The organism is Pseudomonas sp. B19125 (assembly GCF_044218855.1).
In the GTDB taxonomy this organism is placed as follows: Bacteria; Pseudomonadota; Gammaproteobacteria; order Pseudomonadales; family Pseudomonadaceae; genus Aquipseudomonas; species Aquipseudomonas edaphica.
In genome coordinates this window covers 2,891,022-2,910,701 of record NZ_CP162589.1, presented here as the reverse complement: position 1 = coordinate 2,910,701, position 19,680 = coordinate 2,891,022, and the positions used below count along the sequence as shown (strand labels likewise).

General features: G+C 60.1%; 13 protein-coding genes. 7 read left to right on the top strand and 6 right to left on the bottom strand.

Annotated features, from left to right (window positions below; genetic code table 11):
* Positions 1-314: 314 nt before the first annotated feature.
* The 4 genes from AB4P96_RS13295 to AB4P96_RS13280 form a co-directional block, all read right to left on the bottom strand.
* The gene (locus tag AB4P96_RS13295; RefSeq protein ID WP_170040993.1) at positions 315-1,622 is read right to left on the bottom strand and encodes an IS4 family transposase; all 1,308 of its coding nucleotides are present in this window, start codon (positions 1,620-1,622) and stop codon (positions 315-317) included.
* A 220-nt stretch (positions 1,623-1,842) separates the two neighbouring features.
* The gene (locus tag AB4P96_RS13290) at positions 1,843-5,526 is read right to left on the bottom strand and encodes a translocation/assembly module TamB domain-containing protein (protein ID WP_395600858.1); all 3,684 of its coding nucleotides are present in this window, start codon (positions 5,524-5,526) and stop codon (positions 1,843-1,845) included.
* A complete protein-coding gene (locus AB4P96_RS13285; protein WP_170040869.1) occupies positions 5,526-7,253 on the bottom strand; it encodes an autotransporter assembly complex family protein in 1,728 nt (575 codons plus the stop codon). The genes AB4P96_RS13290 and AB4P96_RS13285 overlap by 1 nt, the downstream gene beginning before the upstream one ends.
* A 63-nt stretch (positions 7,254-7,316) precedes the next feature.
* The gene (locus AB4P96_RS13280) at positions 7,317-7,967 is read right to left on the bottom strand and encodes a GNAT family N-acetyltransferase (RefSeq protein WP_395600857.1); all 651 of its coding nucleotides are present in this window, start codon (positions 7,965-7,967) and stop codon (positions 7,317-7,319) included.
* A gap of 168 nt (positions 7,968-8,135) precedes the next feature.
* Here AB4P96_RS13280 and xthA point away from each other — a divergent pair, with 168 nt between their 5' ends.
* Positions 8,136-8,948: an exodeoxyribonuclease III gene (gene xthA, locus AB4P96_RS13275; protein ID WP_017134623.1), complete on the top strand. Its 813-nt coding sequence runs from the start codon at positions 8,136-8,138 to the stop codon at positions 8,946-8,948.
* A 197-nt stretch (positions 8,949-9,145) separates the two neighbouring features.
* Positions 9,146-10,474 carry a substrate-binding domain-containing protein gene (locus AB4P96_RS13270; RefSeq protein ID WP_176991385.1) on the top strand — a complete coding sequence of 443 codons (1,329 nt, stop codon included), beginning with the start codon at positions 9,146-9,148 and terminating at the stop codon, positions 10,472-10,474.
* A 288-nt stretch (positions 10,475-10,762) separates the two neighbouring features.
* On the opposite strand, the gene AB4P96_RS13265 is transcribed toward AB4P96_RS13270, so the two are convergent.
* Positions 10,763-11,992: an acyl-CoA dehydrogenase gene (locus tag AB4P96_RS13265; protein ID WP_058420935.1), complete on the bottom strand. Its 1,230-nt coding sequence runs from the start codon at positions 11,990-11,992 to the stop codon at positions 10,763-10,765.
* A gap of 166 nt (positions 11,993-12,158) precedes the next feature.
* On the opposite strand from AB4P96_RS13265, the gene AB4P96_RS13260 reads away from it, so the two are divergent.
* From AB4P96_RS13260 to AB4P96_RS13250, 3 genes are all read left to right on the top strand, one after another.
* Complete coding sequence (locus tag AB4P96_RS13260; RefSeq protein WP_017136514.1) at positions 12,159-13,094, top strand: LysR family transcriptional regulator; 936 nt, start codon at positions 12,159-12,161, stop codon at positions 13,092-13,094.
* Between the two features lie 126 nt (positions 13,095-13,220).
* Positions 13,221-13,613 (top strand): MerR family DNA-binding transcriptional regulator, encoded by a 393-nt coding sequence (locus AB4P96_RS13255; protein WP_017136513.1) that lies wholly within the window; start codon positions 13,221-13,223, stop codon positions 13,611-13,613.
* 17 nt (positions 13,614-13,630) lie between these two features.
* Complete coding sequence (locus tag AB4P96_RS13250; RefSeq protein WP_017136512.1) at positions 13,631-14,530, top strand: hydroxymethylglutaryl-CoA lyase; 900 nt, start codon at positions 13,631-13,633, stop codon at positions 14,528-14,530.
* A gap of 577 nt (positions 14,531-15,107) precedes the next feature.
* On the opposite strand, the gene AB4P96_RS13245 is transcribed toward AB4P96_RS13250, so the two are convergent.
* A complete protein-coding gene (locus AB4P96_RS13245; protein ID WP_099550044.1) occupies positions 15,108-16,745 on the bottom strand; it encodes an AMP-binding protein in 1,638 nt (545 codons plus the stop codon).
* Positions 16,746-16,894: 149 nt separating this feature from the next.
* Between AB4P96_RS13245 and AB4P96_RS13240 the strand changes: the two genes are divergently transcribed.
* Both AB4P96_RS13240 and AB4P96_RS13235 read left to right on the top strand, forming a co-directional pair.
* The gene (locus tag AB4P96_RS13240) at positions 16,895-18,058 is read left to right on the top strand and encodes an isovaleryl-CoA dehydrogenase (RefSeq protein WP_017136510.1); all 1,164 of its coding nucleotides are present in this window, start codon (positions 16,895-16,897) and stop codon (positions 18,056-18,058) included.
* 12 nt (positions 18,059-18,070) lie between these two features.
* Positions 18,071-19,678 (top strand): carboxyl transferase domain-containing protein, encoded by a 1,608-nt coding sequence (locus AB4P96_RS13235; RefSeq protein ID WP_017136509.1) that lies wholly within the window; start codon positions 18,071-18,073, stop codon positions 19,676-19,678.
* Positions 19,679-19,680 lie beyond the last annotated feature (2 nt).

Here is a 19,680-nt window from a genome sequence, read left to right as displayed (position 1 = left end):
TCAGGCCGCCGTGCTGTAGATCTTGATCTTGATCTGCTTTTGATCTGAGGCGCCCCGTTAACCACGCTGGCCGAACGCAGGCTTGAATCCGTGGGTAACCCGGCAGGACGCCGGGTTAGCCGCGCTGGGCCAAGGATGGCCCATCGCGGCGGCCCACGGATTCAAGCCGGAGTGAGGGCACACCGAGCCTAGGCGAGGTGCCGAGTGGTGGGGCGAAGACCTTTTGGTTACTTTTGGGGCGTTTGCCAAAAGTGACCCGCTGTAAGAGCCATGCCTTTCAAGGTCTATGTTTAAGAGTCCGTTTAACGTCATGTTTAGGCCTGTTTATCCGCCTTGGCAGCCTTAAGCACCCGAGCTGTTGAGACATGCGCCCGTGCCGCCTTACCTTCCAGCCACTCCTTGGGTTTAGCGACTTTGGCGCCGCGAGGGCTCTTTGCGACGGACTTGGGTTTGATCAACCTCGCCAGGGCCAGTAATCGCTCTGCCAGCCCTTGCGAGGTCTTTTCAAGGGGGAAATTTTCCGCAGGCAATGCGATCTGCAAACCCTGATAATCACTGCGAACATGCACCGCCAAGTGGAAAATCGAAGCTTCCCAACCCTCTGGCTGTGTTTCCCGGTGCGCCTGCTCAACACTACGTTTGAGAACCGATAAAACGTTGTAAGCCAGCACCGCCGAGGCAAAGCCCAGCAGCGCGGCTTTCGGGCTGCCAAAGCTTGTGATTTCACTCTCCAGTACCGATTCAAGGCGTTGGAACATGCCTTCAATACTCCAGCGACGACGGTACAAATCAGCTATCTGTTGAGCACTGATGGTGTCGGGCAAATTGCTCCAGAACCACATCACCACATCACCTGAGTCATTCGCTGTTTGCAGGCTCAATTCAACGCGTCTCCAGCGGCGGCCACTGGTCACTTCGATGATTTGTTCGCGAACGGTGCCGCTATCGACTGCTCCTGAATCTTGCCACTCACTTTCTTGGACGAGTCGTGGATGTTTGCTGGGTTGGCGAACGATGAACGAAGCCCCCGTGTCCTCGCAGGCTTGCAAGACGGGCAGCGTGCAATAGAGCCGGTCAGCCATCCACAACTGGCCCGCGCATGCGCGGGCCAGTAGCGGTAAAACACTGACTCGCTCACTGGCGTAGGCATCTTCCCACGGCTGAAGATCAACGACTAAATCCAGATCCGGATCGTAGGCAACTACTGAAAATCCTGGGCGTGCTGCGCCGCGCTCATTGCGCAGAGCACCTAGACGTTTTTCAGTGGCCGGCAGATGGTTGCCATCAACAATACGCAACTGCCAACCGGGAAGGATCGATGAATGGCCAAGCGTTTCTACGGTCGGTATCAAACGCTCGGCACTGCCCGAAATGAGGGCGCGCAGAAGCTCGGGTTCGGTTCGCTTGATCTTGTCATAGAGGGCTGCAAGGCTGACCGAAAGGCCCTCCATCTTGCGCGCCGCCGCGTGTAATGACGGCCTCAAGCCCAATGAAACAAGGGACATCAGCTCAACAACGGTTGAAAACAAAAGCTCACGGGAGTACTGACGCTGGCGATGATCATCGAACACCTTGTCTACCCACTTGGCATCTACGGCCTGCTCCAAGACCAGCTTGGTCATGACACTGGCTGGTGCTTGTTTTTCAAACCGTTCTAAAACCTTTTCCCACATAGCTTCGTCGTCCTGACTGAATTGATTAGGGGATTTTAAACCAAGACCTTGAAAGGCATGGCTGTAAGAGCGGAACCATAAGCAGCCGTTACCGCAGTAACGGATATACACACCGACAAACCGCCATCGCAGGCAAGCCAGCTCCCAGACTTCTTACCTTATACAACCCCTAGAAATCCCGCTTGTAGAAGATATCCAACGAACTCGCCACGCCACTGGCCACTTCCAGGTACACCTTCTTGCTCAGCAAGTAACGCAAGGCAATGGTATTGGCCGGCTCAAACACCCCCACCCCATAGCGCAAGCTGAGCTTCTCGGTAATCTTGCCACTGGCCACCACTGCGGTCTTGTTCCCGGAGCCCTGGGTGTCAAGGTCGAAATCCTGAATCCCCAGCTTGTTGGCGATATCCGAAGTCACCCCCGCACTGCCCATCAAACCCAGGCCCAGAGCGGCCTCAGCAAGCATATTGTTATCTTCGCCCGTGTTGTTACGCGAACGCCCCAGCACCAGGTACGACAACGCATCTTCCTGAGGCATCGACGGCTCGGAGAAGATCTGCGTCGTCGGCTGCTCAGCGCTACCGCTCAAGCGAATACCGGCAGTCACAGTCCTTGAGTCTTCCACGACCACCCGTGTCGCTTCGATATCCAGGAACGGCTGATCCAAGGGACCGGCAAACAACAGCCGCGCACGCCGCACATTGAGGCGCTGCCCGTAGGCACGGTAACGCCCGTCGTTGAGCCACAACTCACCACGGGTGTCCATGTTGTCGCCAATATGCACATGGCCCTGAACCTTGGCAGTCAAGCCAAAGCCGGCAAAGTTAAGCTGGTCTTCACCCACCTCGACGTCGATGTCCATGGCCATCGCCATCGGCGGCTTGCCCTCCTCGGTCTGGCTGCCGACGATCACCGTGTCATCCGAGACCTTGACCGTCGACGGCGGCAGTTCGCGCACGGTGATATCGCCGCGCGGGATGTGCACCTTACCGGCAATCGCCAGCTTGTCGTCCTTGAGGCTGATCTTAAGGTCCGGCGCCACTTCCAGCTTGGCATAGGGCTCAACCGTGACCGGCAATTTCGAGCCTTGCAGGCTCAGGTCCACCGCCAGGGCCTGGCCCCAGCCGACGCGGCCCTTGAGGCTGCCCTGCCCGTCTTTGCCACTGCGCCAGCCACCGTTGAGCTGCACACTTTCACCGGCAATCAGCGCCTGCACATTCAAGCCCTCGAGGCTCATCGGCAGCTCAGGCCCGGAAATTTCGCCGTCCACCAGGTTCACATTGCCGTTGACCTGCGGCGCCAACAGACCACCCGAGATACGGCCGTTACCGTTGAGCTTGCCATTGAGGGTTTCCACCATCGGCACAAACGGGCGCGCCACAGCGAGGTCCAGGCCGGTGAGGCTGAACGTACCGGTAATCGGCTTGTCCTTGGGCAACGGGTTGATCTGCGCCTGCAACAGCAACTCGCCGAGCTTGCCACCGCGAAAATTCAGCTGTGTGTCGATGCGCTTGGGGTTGAGGGTGGTTTCCAGCTTCAAGGTGTCGTAGGGGAAATCCACCCACTGATTTTTGTCCTTCACGCGCAAGGTGCCGCCGCTGGCGTCCACCGCGACCACGCCTTTAGGGCCACTGCTGGGCAGGTCGAGTTGCACATCGGCGTTGAGCTTGCCCTGCCAGGCGAAATCCTTGGGCAAGAAGGCCGCCAGGCTGTCGATCGGGAATTGCTTGAGGTGGTAGCGCAGCTTGGGTTCAGGCATCAGACGCTGGTCTTCACCGCACAAGCTGGAACCGCCAGACACCCAGCAATGCGCGGCAAAGGTCAGCTTGCCGTCGGCCAGGCGTTCGATTTTCGCCGGGGCTTGCAGCTTCCAATCCTGGCCGCCGGCCTGCACATCACCACTGGCCAGGCGCCCACGCCAGTTGCCTTTGTCGAGGTTGCCATCCAGGGCCAGGGCGAGTTTGACCAGCGGCCCGGCCAGATCGAGTTGCACCTTCTGGCTCTTGATGTCGCCCTGGGCGCTGGCGGTCAGGATGCCGACCTGGGTTTCACCGGCTTGAATGCCGCTGCCCTTGAGGTCGATCTTCGCACGCTGGGCGTTGTCAAGGGCCGCATCGAGGGTGAGGCTTTGCAGTTTATTATCCGCAAACGCCAGTTGCTGGCCTTTGAGGTCGAGCTTGCCTTGCGGCGCCTTCAGCGTACCGGCTACATCCACGCGGCCGTTGATTTGCCCGCGCAACTGCGGCCACAGTTGGGCCAGGCGCGCCAGTTTAATGTCAATCTGCCCGGCCAGGCGTTGCTGCAGACTGCCACTGCCATTGATGCGGTTGTCGCCCAGTCGGATATCCAGGTTGGCCAGGGTCCACTGCTCGCCCGCGCCTTCGGCCTTGGCCGCCAGCACGGCGGTCTGGCCGCGCAAATGGCCCTTGAGGTCGAGGTCGGCATTCAGTTTAAGCTGCTCGTTTTTGAACTCGCCTTTGCTGCGCAATGGCCCGGCCAAGGTGCCCGGCAATTCTGCGACCCAGTACGCCGGGTTGAGTGCCGACAAGTCCAGCGCAGTGTCCCAGGCGATGCCGTCGGCAAATTGCAGGTTCAGGTGCCCTTCGGCCTTGCCTTGACCGGCAGTCAGTTTGAGTTCGGGCAGGAAGACTTGCTTGAGGTCGCCGCTGAATGGCGTGACCAGATTGAATTTACCCGCTGGGCCGTCAAGGTCAGCGTTGAGATTGCCGAGGTAGTTGCCGTCTTTATAGGAAACTTCACCGTTGAACGTACGCAAGGCGACCTGCGGCTCATCAATCAATGGATAGAGGCGATGCCAGGGGAAATCCAGCCAGTCGATTTTCGCGTCGGCGCTGAACCCTTGCTGCCAGTCCAGATTGGCGCTGAGCTTGAGGCTTTGCTGGTCGCCGGCAGTCAGGTCGAGGCCGGCGATCTGTGCGCCCTTGGCGTCGACCTTGCCTTGCAACAGCAAGGCCACCGGGCCTTTTTCTGCGGGCAGCACGGCCCGGCCAAGCAACTGGTAGCCGCTGCTCAGGTCGCCCTTTGCGGTGAGGTCCAATTGATTGAGCTGCAAGGTGTCGGGCAAATCGGCGCTGGGCTTGAAGCCATCCGCCGTGATGTGCAACTGCGCGGGCAGGTTCTCCACCAAAGGTTGCAGCTCGCCGCTGAGCTTCGCGGGCAGGTAGCCGCTGCTGTCGGCATCAAGCTTGAGGGTCTTGAGCAGGTCGCCGTCAACCTTGAGCGCAATCTGCCACGGCGCGCCGCCCGGAGCATACGGCAGGCTCAGATTGCCGGTGGCGCTCAGCGGCCAGTTGCCGGTGGGTTGCAGCAAGCCGTTGAGGTCCAGCACCAGGTCATCGCGTTGCAGGTGCACCGAATCAATCTGCAGACCGGCGGCCGTCCAGTGCGCCGCCAGTTGCAGGCCCTTAAGTTCTTCACTGCCATTAAACAGCAGGCTGCCGACGCGAACGTCGCCCAACTGGATGGCAACCGGCAACTTCAGATCCGGCAACGTGATCGGGCCACTGCTCGGTTCATTGCTCGGCGGGAATTGCAGGTTGACCTGCTCCACGTCCAATTGGTTGATGCACAGGGTCATGCGCAACAGGCAGCCTGGTGACCAATCAAACTTCGGAGCATTGAGTTCTACCCGACTCGCGTCCTGCTGCCATAGCAGATGGTCGGCGCTCCATTGGCCACCCAGGTGGCCCTGGTAATTTTCCACGCTCAAACCCGGCACCTGGCTCAAGGCCCAACGGCTGCCTGCTTGAGTACCGAGCACTGTCCACAGCGCCAACAGCAGCAGCATGAGGACCGCCACAAGGGCCAGCCCTGCTATTTTCAAACCACGCATCACAGCTCAGGCCCCATGGAAAAGTGCAAACGAATGCCGCCCGGATCTTCGAGGGCATGGGCCAGGTCAAGGCGAATCGGCCCCACTGGCGACACCCAGCGCACACCGACACCCACGCCGGTTTTCAGGCTGGGCATTTCCAGGGTGTTGAAGGAGTTGCCTTGGTCGATAAAGGTCGCGATGCGCCATTTTTCGGCGATGGAATATTGGTACTCGGCGCTCAGGGCCACCATATAGCGCCCGCCAATGCGGTCACCGCGATCGTTTTCGGGTGACAGCGTCTGGTACTCGTAGCCGCGCACGCTCTGGTCACCACCGGCAAAGAAGCGCAGCGACGGCGGCACCGACTTGTAGCCATTGGTGGCACTGCCGCCGAACTGCGCACGGCCGAGGAAACGGTGGTTGTCCCACAAAGTGGTCAAGCCCTTGATGGTGGCGGTGCCGTACAGCAAGTTGGTGTCGGAGCCGAGCCCTTCCTTGGCGACCTTGGCGTCGAACATCAGGCGATAGCCATTGTGCGGGTCAATGCGGTTATCGCTGCGCAGGTAGGAATAGTTGATGCCCGGCATCACCAGGTTGCTCAAGCCCGAGTCATTGCCCAGGCGATACTCTTCACGCTGGTATTTGAGCGAGATCACCCGCGTCCAGCCGCTGGGCAGCTTGCTGTGCCATTCGGGGCCGAGGGTGAGCAATTTACTCAGGGTGTCGGTGTTGGCGATTTCTTCGTTCTGGTAACCGCCGGCGAAGCGCAACTTGTCGGTCAACGGCGGGTCGAGCGGGATGTCATACCACAGGCCGACGTTCTGGCGTGGCGCCGACAGTTCGGCCTCCCAGCCATAGCTGTGGCCTTGCGGGTTGACCCAATGGCGGGTCCAGTTGGCTTTGCCGCGCGGGCCGACGTCGGTCGAGTAACCCAGGCCCAGGCCCATGGTGCGTGGCTTGCGGGTATCGAGCTGGACCGCCACCGGGATCACATCGTTGGTCGAGGCGGTTGGGCTGGCGTCCACGCGTACGCCTTCGAAGAAGCCGCTTGATTGCAGGTTCTGGTTGAGTTCGGCGATCAGTTCGGAGTCGTAAGGGGCGCCGCTTTTGAACGGCACCATGCGTTGCAGCAGGTCTTCATCGAACGGCGTATCGCCGGTAAACCCGACTTTGCCCAAGGTGTAGCGCGGGCCGCTGTCGTAGATGAGTTCGATATCGGCGACACCGGCTTGCGGGTCCACCAGCAGCTTCTGGCTGCTGAAACGCCCATTGAAAAAACCGTAGCGCGAAGCCTGATTCTGAATCAGCCGCTTGGCGTCTTCGTAGTTGCCGTGGTTGAGCACGGCGCCCGATTTGAGGTCGTCGCTGGCAGGCACGCGAAAGGCTTTGAGGCTCGCGGCCGGGCCGTCGACCCGAATGGTCACGTTGCGCAGGTGCACCGGCTCGCCGGGGTCGATGGTGAGGGTCAGGCGCGGGTTCTTGCCGCCCTTCACGTCACTGGAAATCTGCGGCTGATAGAAGCCCAGAGCCTGGGCCGCCTTGCGGGCCTGCTCCTCGGCGCCACGGCTGAACCGCAGCAAGGCTTCTTCATCACGATCGCCAACCCCGCCGATATAGCCTTCGATGTTGGCTTTCAACGCGTCGTTTGATGGCTTGATGCGCACGTCCAATTCGCTTTGCGCAAATACGCCGCAGCTTGTGAACAGCAGAACCAAGCCGCTGGTAAATCTTCCTGGAAGCTTCATAGGCGCGGATGCTACACAGCTGGGGGGACTCTTTGAACCCGGAATTGTCTGAATAATTCTGTCTCAAGCCGTTGCAGCATGTAACGCCTGGGGATTGGGATGAAAAAACACATGTTCCAGGACAGGTCCTACCGCCACTTCACCGATTTCCTCATAGCCCTGGCGCTTGTAAAAATCCAGATAGCGCGAGTTGCCGGTGTCGAGCACCACGCCCGATGAATGCGGGTCTTCGGCACACCAGTTGTGCACGGCCTGCAACAGTTTCTCGCCGTAGTGTTTGCCCTGAAATTGCGGGTGAATACCCAGCAGCGGCAACACATGCACCGACTCGTTCGGCAGGCACGCCAGCACCGCGTAATGGTAATCCAAGTAACGCCGGGTGCCGCGTACGCCGGTGCTCAGCCACATACGCAACTGCCAGGCCCAGCTCTCGGTGATGCCCAGGCGCCGTTGCGGTGGCGCAATCAAAGCGATGCCGATCAGCCGGTCGTTGACGAACAGGCCGATGGCAGGCAGCTTCTGGAAAAAATGCTGCTTGACCAGCTCACGCACGGTGGCGCGCACCCGCTGTTCGTACCCCGACCGCTCAGCCTCGAAGATGTAGGCAAAGGTCGGTTCATGCCGATAGGCCTGATACAACAAGGAACGGGCCTCGCGGGAATAGCCGCTGTTGAGCAGGCGAATTTCGGCAATGGCAGTGGCAGTGTCCGGCATACAGTCAATCTCCCTGGGCGCCACTCAAACGATGGCGTTCTTATGGGTACGAACCTGTGCAGCACCAGTCGTTCCCAGACATTAGCAGTGCATGCGCCCTACCGCCACGCTGGCCCCCGTCCGACTTGTCGGCTAGCATCGGCCTTTTGCCAGACTGGACTGCCGACCATGAAAATCGTCTCCTTCAATATCAACGGGCTGCGCGCCCGCCCCCATCAGCTGGCGGCGCTGATTGAAAAGCATCAACCCGACGTGATCGGCCTGCAGGAAACCAAGGTGCACGATGACCAGTTCCCGCTGGCCGAAGTGCAGGCCCTTGGCTATCACGTGTACTACCACGGGCAAAAAGGCCATTACGGCGTGGCCCTGCTGTCGCGCAAGCCGGCGTTGAGCCTGCACAAAGGGTTTGCCAGCGACGAAGAAGACGCCCAGCGTCGCTTTATCTGGGGCACTTTCGCCGACGAGCATGGCCAGTCGATCACCGTGATGAACGGCTACTTCCCCCAGGGCGAAAGCCGCGACCACCCGACCAAGTTCCCGGCCAAACAACGCTTCTACGAAGATTTGCAGCAACTGCTGGAAAGCCAGTTCAGCAATGACCAGCCGCTGGTAGTGATGGGCGACATCAATATTTCGCCGGAAGATATCGACATCGGCATCGGCGCCGACAATGCCAAGCGCTGGCTCAAAACCGGCAAGTGCAGCTTCCTGCCGGAAGAGCGCGAGTGGATGGCCCGCCTTAAAAACTGGGGCCTGGTGGACAGCTTCCGCCACTTGAACCCGGACGTGGCCGACCGCTTCAGCTGGTTCGACTACCGCAGCCGTGGGTTTGAAGATGAGCCCAAGCGTGGGCTGCGCATTGACGTGATCCTGGCGTCCAACGGCCTGGTGTCGCGGGTCAAGGATGCTGGGGTGGATTACGACTTGCGTGGGCTGGAAAAACCGTCGGACCATGCGCCGATCTGGCTTGAGCTGAGCTGACCTCAAGGTTTGTGTACTTCAATGTGGGAGCTGGCTTGCCTGCGATTGCAGTGGGCCAGTCATCAAATGGTTGGCTGACACACCGTTATCGCAGGCAAGCCAGCTCCCACATTTTGACTTGCTGTGCGTCAGTCATATTTTTGAAACCCCACTGACTTAATCTGGCGGCACTCCCTTTGGCTTAAGAAGGTGCCGGCATGATGCTGCGCGTTCTGTTCCTGTTGATACTGCCGCTCTACGCTGCCGCCGCTGCCCTCCCCGTTCCCGACCAAGGCCCCGCCCTGCGTATCCAGGGTTCCAATACCATTGGTGCGGCGCTTGGACCTGCGTTGGTCAAGGGCATGCTGGAGCACCAGGGCTTGCAGGCGGTGCACAGCGAGCCCGGCGATGGCGCCAATGAACAACGGGTGATCGGCAAGACGCGTCAGGGCAAAACCGTCACGGTGGAGGTCGCAGCCCACGGTTCAAGTACCGGGTTCAGCGCACTGAAAAAATCCAACGCTGACCTTGCGGCTGCTTCGCGCCCGATCAAGGACAGCGAACTGGTGGACCTTGAACCCCTGGGCGACCTGAAAAGCCCAGAGGCCGAGCACGTGATTGCCATCGACGGCCTGGCCATTATCCTCAACCCGCAAAACCCGTTGAATACCTTGAACACCGAGCAGCTGGCGCAGATTTTCAATGGTGAAGTCAGCCACTGGGAGGATGTGGGCGGCGTCGACGGCGCCATTCATCTGTATGCCCGGGATGATCAGTCCGGCACCTATGACACCTTTAAAGAGCTGGTGCTGAACCGGCGCGGCAAACCGCTGGCCGTGGCCGCCAAGCGCTTCGAATCCAGCGAGGCGTTGTCCGATGCGGTGAGCCATGACCCGCAAGGCATTGGTTTTATCGGCCTGCCGTATGTGCGCCAGGCCAAGGCGCTGGCAATTGTCGACGGTGACTCACAGCCGATGTTACCGGTGACCAGCCTGATCGCCACCGAGGATTACCCGCTGTCACGCCGCTTGTATTTTTACCTGCCGCCGTCGAACCGCAACCCGTGGGCCAAAGCCCTGGTGGACTTTACCCAAAGTGGCAAAGGCCAGGCGATCGTCGCCGCCAATGGCTTTATCGCCCAGCAGGTGCAGGCGATTGCCGTGGAGCCACGGGCGTCGATGCCCGAGGACTATCAAAACATCGTCCGTGACGCCCAGCGCTTGAGTGTGAATTTTCGTTTCGAAGAAGGCAGCGCCAGCCTGGACAACAAGGCGCGCCAGGACTTGCAGCGGGTGGTGGCGTATATAAAAAGCCACGGCAAGCTCGACAAGCAGGTGACGCTGGTGGGGTTTGGCGATGCCAAGAATGACCCGCAGCGGGCGGCGCTGTTGTCAAAGTTGCGGGCAATGGCGGTGCGCCGGGAATTGGTCAAGAGCGGCGTGGTGCTGCGGGATATTCGCGGCTTCGGCGCGCAGATGCCGGTGGCGGCGAACACGGCGGATGAGGGGCGGATCAAGAATCGGCGGGTGGAGGTTTGGGTGTACTGACCCCTCGGGTTTCGTGTTGTAAGTGGGCTGTTGTGGCGAGCAGGCTTGCCCTGCGTTGGGCTGCGAAGCAGCCCCAAACCCAGTCGCTGAGTTCTTTCAGGAAAATTGCAGTGCCTTTACTGGGCCGCTTCGCAGCCAACGCAGGGCAAGCCTGCTCGCCACAGGAGAAATTGGCTGCCTTCAAAAGTTGTGTAGATACCTATGCTCATCGCGGGCAAGCCCGGCTCCCACCTTTGGAATGCATTCCAGTGTGGGAGCTGGCTTGCCTGCGATGCAGGCGCCTCGGTGTTACTGCCCGCTGCGCATCAGCTCTTTAGGCACATACTTGCCAATCTCAAACTTGCCAATCGCCGCACGGTGCACTTCATCCGGGCCGTCGGCCAGGCGCAGGGTGCGTTGCATGGCGTACATGTAGGCCAGCGGGAAGTCGTTGGAAACACCGGCGCCACCATGGATCTGAATCGCCCGGTCAATCACCTTCAAGGCCACGTTCGGCGCCACGACCTTGATCTGCGCGATTTCGCTTTTCGCCACTTTGTTACCGACGGTGTCCATCATGTACGCCGCTTTCAGGGTCAGCAGGCGCGCCATGTCGATTTCCATCCGCGAGTCGGCGATCTTGTCGATATTACCGCCCAGGCGCGCCAATGGCTTGCCGAACGCGGTGCGGCTGACGGAGCGTTTGCACATCAGTTCCAGCGCACGCTCGGCCATGCCGACGGAGCGCATGCAGTGGTGTATGCGGCCTGGGCCAAGGCGGCCCTGGGCGATTTCGAAGCCACGGCCTTCACCCAGCAGTACGTTTTCATACGGCACACGCACGTTGTCGAACAGTACTTCAGCGTGGCCGTGGGGTGCGTCGTCGTAGCCGAACACCGGCAGTGGTCGTACGATTTTTACCCCTGGCGTGTCTACCGGCACCAGGATCATCGAGTGCTGCTGGTGGCGCGGCGCGTCCGGGTTGCTCAGGCCCATGAAGATCAGGATCTTGCAGCGTGGGTCGCAGGCGCCGGAGGTCCACCACTTCTTGCCATTAATCACCCACTCATCGCCTTGACGCTCGGCGCGGGCGGCCATGTTGGTGGCGTCGGATGAGGCCACGTCCGGTTCGGTCATGGCGAACGCCGAGCGAATCTCGCCGCGCAGCAGCGGTTCGAGCCAGCGTTGCTTCTGTTCTTCATTGGCGTAACGCACCAGCACTTCCATGTTGCCAGTGTCGGGGGCGGAACAGTTGAACGGCTCCGGGCCTAACAGCGAGCGGCCCATGATTTCGGCCAATGGCGCATATTCGAGGTTGGTCAGCCCGGCGCCCAGCTCGGATTCGGGCAGGAACAGGTTCCATAGGCCTTCGGCTTTGGCACGGGCTTTGAGCTCTTCCATGATCGCGGTGGGCTGCCAGCGGTCACCTTCGCTGACCTGGCGTTCGAACACCGGCTCGGCCGGGTAAACGTAAGCGTCCATGAACGCAGTGACGCGTTCACGCAGTTCCTGAACCTTGGGCGAATAGGCGAAATCCATGAGCAGCTCCCTTCTCTGAGAGGTTGTTTAGGTCATGCAATCGATGCTAGAACAGCGCTGATAATTTACCTAGCCTATTCTCGGCGTGTATTAACATTCATCACCGATATATGATCGGCGTATGAGCACCTGATAAATCGCCACCTGAAAATAAGAGCGCAACGAAATGAATCTGAGCAAGGTCGACCTCAACCTATTTATCGTCTTCGACGCGATCTACACCGAAGCCAACCTGACCCGCGCCGGGCAGATCGTTGGTATCACCCAGCCAGCTGTTTCCAACGCCTTGGCACGCTTGCGCGAAACCTTCAACGACCCGCTGTTCGTGCGCACCGCCCAGGGCATGGTGCCCACGCCCATGGCGCAGAACATCATCGGCCCGGTGCGCAACGCGTTGTCGTTGCTGCGGGTGTCGGTGCAGGAAAGCCGAATTTTCAACCCGCAACAGGCGGCCAAGACTTATCGCATCAGCATGACCGACCTCACCGAGGCGGTGATTCTGCCGCTGCTGTTCCAGCGCCTGCGCCGCCTGGCGCCGACCGTGGTGATCGAGAGTTTCTTGTCCAAACGCCGCGAAACCACCAAGGAACTGGCCGCCGGGCGCCTGGACTTTGCCGTGGACGCACCGCTCAACACCGACCCGCAAGTGCGCCACGTCAAACTGATGGAAGATCGCTATGTATGCGCCATGCGCAAGGGCCATCCGATGGCGGGCAAGGACAAGTTCACGCTGGATGACTACCTGTCGCTGACTCACATTCATATCTCCAGCCGCCGCAACGGCCTGGGCCACGTTGACCTGGCGCTGGGCAAGATGGGCATCCAGCGCAAGATCGCCCTGCGTTCCCAGCATTACCTGATGGCTTCGCAAGTGTTGCAGCAGACCGACATGGTGATGACCGTGCCCGAACGCTTTGCCCGCCGCCATGAGCTGCATTGGTTCAACCTGCCGGTCAACGATGTGCCGCCGGTGGAAACCCACCTGTACTGGCACGAAAGCACCGACCAGGACCCGGCCAACCGCTGGATGCGTGAGCAGATGATCGAGTTGTGCCAGCAAGTCACCGCGCACGAAAAGAAACTGGATGGCAAGCAAGCCTAAGCTCTGGTGAGCAGGCTTGCCACAGCAAGCTCCCTCGCCACAGGGTGTGAGTCAATCCAGGCTATTTGCTTGACGTAAACGTCAACCTGCCTTTAGCTTAGCGCCAAGACCTTCTTGAGCGCCACCATGAGCACGACCTACAGCATCTCTGACCTCGCCCGCGAGCTCGACATCACCACCCGCGCCATTCGTTTCTACGAAGAACAAGGCCTGCTGGCCCCGGAGCGCCGGGGCCAGGAGCGCATCTACTCGGCGCGCGACAAGGTCAGCCTCAAGTTGATCCTGCGCGGCAAGCGCATCGGTTTTTCCCTGGCCGAATGCCGTGAGCTGATCGAACTCTACGACCCCACCAGCGGCAACCACATCCAGCTCAACAGCATGCTCGCGAAAATCGCCGAGCGCCGTGAGCAGCTCGAGCAACAGATGCTTGATATCGAACAGATGAAGCTGGAACTGGACACCGCCGAAGAGCGCTGCACCCAGGCGCTGGCGCAGACCATGAACCCGGTTGGTCCATAAACACAAGGTAGCTGCCCATGTCTCTCCCCTCTTATGTGCGCCTGGTGGAAGTCGGCCCGCGCGACGGTTTGCAGAACGAAGCCCAGCCGATCAGCGTGGCCGACAAGGTTCAACTGGTGGACGCACTCAGCTCAGCCGGCTTGAGTTATATCGAAGTCGGCAGTTTTGTCTCGCCCAAATGGGTGCCGCAGATGGCTGGCTCCGCCGAGGTGTTTGCGCAGATCCAGCGCACGCCCGGCGTCACCTACGGCGCGCTGGCGCCAAACCTGCGCGGCTTTGAAGATGCGCTGGCGGCTGGCGTAAAGGAAGTCGCGGTATTTGCGGCGGCGTCCGAGGCGTTTTCGCAGCGCAATATCAACTGCTCCATCAGCGACAGCCTGGAGCGCTTTGCGCCGATCATGACGGCCGCCAAGCAACACGGCATCAGCGTGCGCGGCTATGTGTCGTGTGTGTTGGGTTGCCCTTACGAAGGCCAGATTGCGCCGGAACAAGTCGCCGCAGTAGCACGTGAGTTGTATGCCATGGGCTGTTATGAAGTGTCGCTGGGCGACACCATCGGCACCGGTACCGCAGGCGCCACACGACGGTTGTTCGAAGTGGTCGGCGCGCAGGTGCCACGGGACAAGCTGGCCGGGCATTTCCATGACACCTATGGCCAGGCAATCGCGAATATCTACGCCAGCCTGCTCGAAGGCATCACGGTGTTCGACAGCTCTATTGCGGGCCTGGGCGGCTGCCCTTACGCCAAGGGCGCCAGCGGTAACGTCGCCACCGAAGATGTGGTGTACCTGCTCAATGGTCTGGGTATCGACACCGGTATCGATCTGGAGGCATTGATTCGTGCAGGCCTGCAGATCAGTAACGTGCTGGGTCGGCCGACGGGTTCGCGAGTCGCCAAGGCACGTAACGCCGGTTGAGTAGCTTAGCCGTGACAATGTGTTACCGCACGCATACACATCGAGTAACACGGGAACATATTTTGTCGAATTTGCCGTAGGCAAAACCCTACACAAAAGTTAAACCATTGATTTTAAATGACTTTTAAAAGTTGGCACGGCTCCTGCTATCTCTATGGCATAACAAGAATAAAAAGCGCCAAACCTAATAAAAATAAGACGAAACGACTCTGACATAACAAAAACAACACGGCAGAGACGCAGCTAACAGATTTTTTTGAAGAAGATGTGCTTCGCAGGGTACGGCGTGCCGACACCCGCAACCGGTTAGAGAAAAATAAAACTACCTCAGGTAGCTGCCACTGGTTGGATCGTTAACGAAGAAGCAGATCAGCGTTCAAAAAAATACGTTTGCTCTTGATCCCGGATGGGGGTCGCAAAAAAACAGCGGTAAAGGGTAACGGTTGCCAAAAACAACAATAGACCGCCCCTCAATAATAAAAAAAGAGCACGCAACGACAAATTAAAGGGGACCTTCGGGTCCCCTTTGTGCTTTCTGTGGAAGCTGGCTTGCCAGCTCCCACATAAGCCTGTGCTGTCAGTTGGATTGGGTTCGCAGCTCCTCGATCGAAATTTCGCGCATGCGAAACTTCTGGATCTTGCCCGTCACTGTCATCGGAAACTCATCCACGAACTTGAAGTGCTTGGGCGTCTTGAAGTGCGCAATGCGGCCCTTGCACCAGGTTTGCAGCTCCAGTTCGTTGGCCACATGGCCGGGATGGAATTTGACCCAGGCAACGATCTCTTCGCCGTAACGCTCATCCGGAATGCCAATGATCTGCACATCGGCCACCGCCGGGTGAGTGAAGAAAAACTCCTCCAGCTCGCGCGGGTACACGTTCTCACCGCCACGAATGATCATGTCCTTGTTGCGCCCGGCGATGCACACGTAGCCGTGTTCATCCATGCTCGCCAGGTCGCCGGTATGCATCCAGCCTGCGTCATCAATCGCGTCGCGGGTGCCTTCGGGGTTGTTCCAGTAGCCGAGCATCACGCTGTAGCCACGGGTGCAGAGTTCACCGATCTGGCCACGGGGCACGGTGTTACCGGCCTCGTCGATAATTTTGTTTTCGAGCTGGGGCTGGGTGCGGCCAACGGTGGTGACGCGCCGCTCCAGGTCGTCATCGGCGCCGGTCTGCAATGACACCGGGCTGGTTTCGGTCATGCCATAGGCAATCTGCACTTCGCCCATGTGCAACTCGCTGATGACCCGACGCATCACTTCGATGGGGCACGTGGCGCCGGCCATGATGCCGGTGCGCAAGGTGGCCAGGTCGAATTCGCTGCGACGTGGGTGATCCAGCAGCGCAATAAACATGGTCGGCACGCCGTACAGGCCGGTGGCGCGTTCTTGCGCGACGGCGGTGAGCGTCAGCAGCGGGTCGAAACCGTCATTGGGGTAAATCATGGTGGTGCCGTGGGTGATACAGCCGAGGTTGCCCATGACCATGCCAAAGCAGTGGTACAGCGGCACCGGGATCACCAGGCGGTCCTGCGCGGTGAGGCCCAGGCTTTCGCCGACCATGTAACCGTTATTGAGGATGTTGTGGTGACTGAGGGTGGCGCCCTTGGGGAAGCCCGTAGTGCCGGAGGTGTACTGGATGTTGACGGCTTGATCGAAGTGCAGGCTGGCTTGGCGACTATAAAGCTGCTCGGGCGGGATGCCAGCACCGAGGGCCGCCAACTGCGACCAGGGCATAAATTCCGCTGGCGGGCTGGGGTCCAGGCTGATGAGGCCGCGCACGTCGGGGTGCAGTTCCTGCAACATCGCGTGGTAATCGGAGCTCTTGAATGAGCCGGCACACACCAGCCATGCGCAGCCGGACTGTTTGAGTACGTAGTCCAATTCGCTGCTGCGGTAGGCCGGGTTGATATTCACCAGGATCACCCCGAGCTTGGCGCTGGCTATTTGAGTGATGCACCACTCGGCACAATTCGGCGCCCAGATGCCCAGGCGATCGCCGGTTTGCATGCCCAAAGCCATGAAGGCGCGGGCATGCAAATCCACCGTCTCGGCCAACTCCCGCCAGGTGTAACGGCGTTGCTGATGGCGCACCACCAAGGCTTCGCCATCGGGGTAGTGCGCAACGGTGCGATCGAAAGCCTGACCGATGGTCATGGCCAGCAAGGTCTTGTCCTGGGAGCCACGGCTGTAGCTCGGGTGCGGTTGATCCATAACGACCCCTGTTGTCTTTTTTGTAGGTTGACGTAAACGTAAACTACGATTGACAGCGCCGTAACGCAAGCTTACGTTAACGTAAAGGTGAGCGCCCTCCTCCGCGCCCCACCCACACAACAACAAAGCTCACATTAAGGTGCCTGTCCATGAGTTACCCGTCCCTGAACTTCGCCCTCGGTGAAACCATCGACATGCTGCGCGACCAGGTGCAGTCGTTCGTGGCGAAGGAGATCGCGCCCCGCGCGGCGCAGATCGACATCGACAACCTGTTCCCTGCCGACCTGTGGCGCAAGTTCGGGGACATGGGCCTCTTGGGCATCACCGTGCCGGAAGAGTACGGCGGCGCCGGCCTGGGTTACCTGGCGCACGTGGTGAGCATGGAAGAAATCAGCCGTGGTTCGGCGTCAGTGGCGCTGTCCTACGGCGCGCACTCCAACCTGTGCGTCAACCAGATCAACCGCAACGGTAATCACGAACAAAAACTCAAGTACCTGCCCAAGTTGATCAGCGGCGAGCACATCGGCGCCCTGGCCATGAGCGAACCGAATGCTGGCTCCGACGTGGTCTCGATGAAGCTGCGCGCCGACAAACGTGGTGACCACTACGTGCTCAACGGCAGCAAGACCTGGATCACCAATGGCCCCGACGCCAACACCTACGTGATCTACGCCAAGACCGACCTGGAAAAAGGCCCTCACGGCATCACCGCGTTTATCGTCGAGCGCGACTACAAAGGCTTCAGCCGCAGCAACAAGTTCGACAAGCTGGGCATGCGCGGCTCCAACACCTGCGAACTGTTTTTCGATGACGTCGAGGTGCCCGAAGAAAACATCCTTGGTGTGCTCAATGGCGGCGTCAAAGTGCTGATGAGCGGCCTGGACTACGAGCGCGTGGTGCTCTCGGGCGGCCCGACCGGGATCATGCAAGCGTGCATGGACCTGATCGTGCCCTACATCCATGACCGCAAGCAGTTCGGCCAGAGCATCGGCGAATTCCAGCTGATCCAGGGCAAGGTCGCCGACATGTACACCCAGCTCAACGCCAGCCGCGCCTATCTCTACGCGGTGGCCCAGGCCTGCGAACGTGGCGAAACCACGCGCAAGGACGCCGCCGGGGTGATCCTCTACAGTGCCGAGCGCGCCACGCAAATGGCCCTGGACGCGATCCAGATTCTCGGCGGCAATGGCTACATCAATGAATTCCCCGCCGGGCGCCTGTTGCGTGATGCCAAGCTGTACGAAATCGGTGCTGGCACCAGTGAGATTCGGCGGATGCTGATCGGTCGCGAACTCTTCAACGAAACCCGCTGAAGGAGCGCCCCCATGGCCACCTTGCATACCCAGCTAAACCCGCGTTCAGCGGAGTTCGCCGCCAACAGCACGGCGATGCGCCAACAGGTCGACGCCCTGCACAGCCTGCTCGCCCATGTGCAGCAAGGCGGCGGCGCCAAGGCCCAGGAACGGCACACCTCGCGCGGCAAACTGCTGCCCCGTGAGCGTATCAACCGCTTGCTCGACCCTGGCTCACCGTTCCTGGAACTCAGCCAACTGGCGGCTCACCAGGTGTACGGCGAGGACGTGCCCGCCGCTGGCGTGATCGCCGGAATCGGCCGTGTGGAAGGCGTCGAATGCATGATTGTCGCCAACGACGCCACGGTCAAAGGCGGCTCGTACTACCCGCTCACGGTAAAAAAACACCTGCGGGCCCAGACCATCGCCGAGCAGAACCGCCTGCCGTGCATTTACCTGGTGGACTCCGGTGGCGCCAACCTGCCGCGTCAGGATGAGGTATTTCCTGATCGCGAACACTTCGGGCGGATCTTCTTCAACCAGGCCAACATGAGCGCCCAGGGCATCCCGCAAATCGCCGTGGTGATGGGCTCCTGCACCGCCGGTGGCGCCTACGTACCCGCCATGGCCGACGAAGCGATCATGGTGCGCCAGCAAGCCACGATCTTCCTCGCCGGGCCGCCGCTGGTAAAAGCCGCGACCGGCGAAGTGGTCAGCGCCGAAGACCTGGGCGGTGCCGATGTGCACTGCAAGATCTCCGGCGTAGCCGACCACTATGCCGACAGCGATGAACATGCGCTCGCCCTGGCCCGACGCAGTGTGGCCAACCTCAACTGGCGCAAGCAGGGTCAGTTAGTGCAACGCCCGCCGGTGGCGCCGTTGTACAGCAGCGAAGAACTTTATGGCGTGATCCCGGCCGATGCCAAGCAGCCATTTGATGTGCGCGAAGTGATCGCGCGGCTGGTGGATGGCTCGGTATTCGATGAGTTCAAGGCGCTGTTTGGCACCACGCTGGTGTGTGGTTTTGCGCACCTGCACGGCTACCCGATTGCGATCCTGGCCAACAACGGGATTCTGTTCGCAGAAGCCGCGCAAAAAGGCGCGCACTTTATCGAACTGGCCTGCCAGCGCGGGATTCCGTTGCTGTTCTTGCAGAACATCACCGGGTTTATGGTCGGCCAGAAATACGAAGCCGGCGGCATCGCCAAGCACGGCGCCAAGCTGGTCACGGCGGTGGCCTGCGCCAAGGTGCCCAAGTTCACGGTGATCATCGGCGGCAGCTTTGGTGCCGGTAACTACGGCATGTGCGGCCGCGCCTATGACCCGCGCTTTTTGTGGATGTGGCCGAATGCACGCATCGGCGTGATGGGTGCCGAACAGGCCGCCGGCGTGCTGGTGCAGGTCAAGCGTGAACAGGCCGAGCGCGCGGGCAATGCGTTCAGTGCCGAAGAAGAAGCCGCGATCAAGCAGCCGATTCTCGACCAGTACGAAACCCAGGGCCATCCCTACTACTCCAGCGCACGTTTGTGGGATGACGGTGTGATTGACCCGCAGCAGACCCGTGACGTGCTGGCGCTGGCGTTGTCCGCCGCGCTGAATGCCCCCATCGAGCCGAGCCGCTTCGGCGTGTTCCGCATGTAAAT

Bases quoted from the DNA above. Each gene is read 5' to 3' on its own strand.
- AB4P96_RS13280 (WP_395600857.1), bottom strand. From the start codon at position 7,967: ATGCCGGACACTGCCACTGCCATTGCCGAAATTCGCCTGCTCAACAGC.
- AB4P96_RS13245 (WP_099550044.1), bottom strand. From the start codon at position 16,745: ATGGATCAACCGCACCCGAGCTACAGCCGTGGCTCCCAGGACAAGACC.
- AB4P96_RS13255 (WP_017136513.1), top strand. From the start codon at position 13,221: ATGAGCACGACCTACAGCATCTCTGACCTCGCCCGCGAGCTCGACATC.
- AB4P96_RS13260 (WP_017136514.1), top strand. From the start codon at position 12,159: ATGAATCTGAGCAAGGTCGACCTCAACCTATTTATCGTCTTCGACGCG.
- AB4P96_RS13250 (WP_017136512.1), top strand. From the start codon at position 13,631: ATGTCTCTCCCCTCTTATGTGCGCCTGGTGGAAGTCGGCCCGCGCGAC.
- AB4P96_RS13240 (WP_017136510.1), top strand. From the start codon at position 16,895: ATGAGTTACCCGTCCCTGAACTTCGCCCTCGGTGAAACCATCGACATG.
- AB4P96_RS13265 (WP_058420935.1), bottom strand. From the start codon at position 11,992: ATGGATTTCGCCTATTCGCCCAAGGTTCAGGAACTGCGTGAACGCGTC.
- AB4P96_RS13295 (WP_170040993.1), bottom strand. From the start codon at position 1,622: ATGACCAAGCTGGTCTTGGAGCAGGCCGTAGATGCCAAGTGGGTAGAC.
- AB4P96_RS13285 (WP_170040869.1), bottom strand. From the start codon at position 7,253: ATGAAGCTTCCAGGAAGATTTACCAGCGGCTTGGTTCTGCTGTTCACA.
- AB4P96_RS13235 (WP_017136509.1), top strand. From the start codon at position 18,071: ATGGCCACCTTGCATACCCAGCTAAACCCGCGTTCAGCGGAGTTCGCC.
- AB4P96_RS13290 (WP_395600858.1), bottom strand. From the start codon at position 5,526: ATGCGTGGTTTGAAAATAGCAGGGCTGGCCCTTGTGGCGGTCCTCATG.
- AB4P96_RS13270 (WP_176991385.1), top strand. From the start codon at position 9,146: ATGATGCTGCGCGTTCTGTTCCTGTTGATACTGCCGCTCTACGCTGCC.
- xthA (WP_017134623.1), top strand. From the start codon at position 8,136: ATGAAAATCGTCTCCTTCAATATCAACGGGCTGCGCGCCCGCCCCCAT.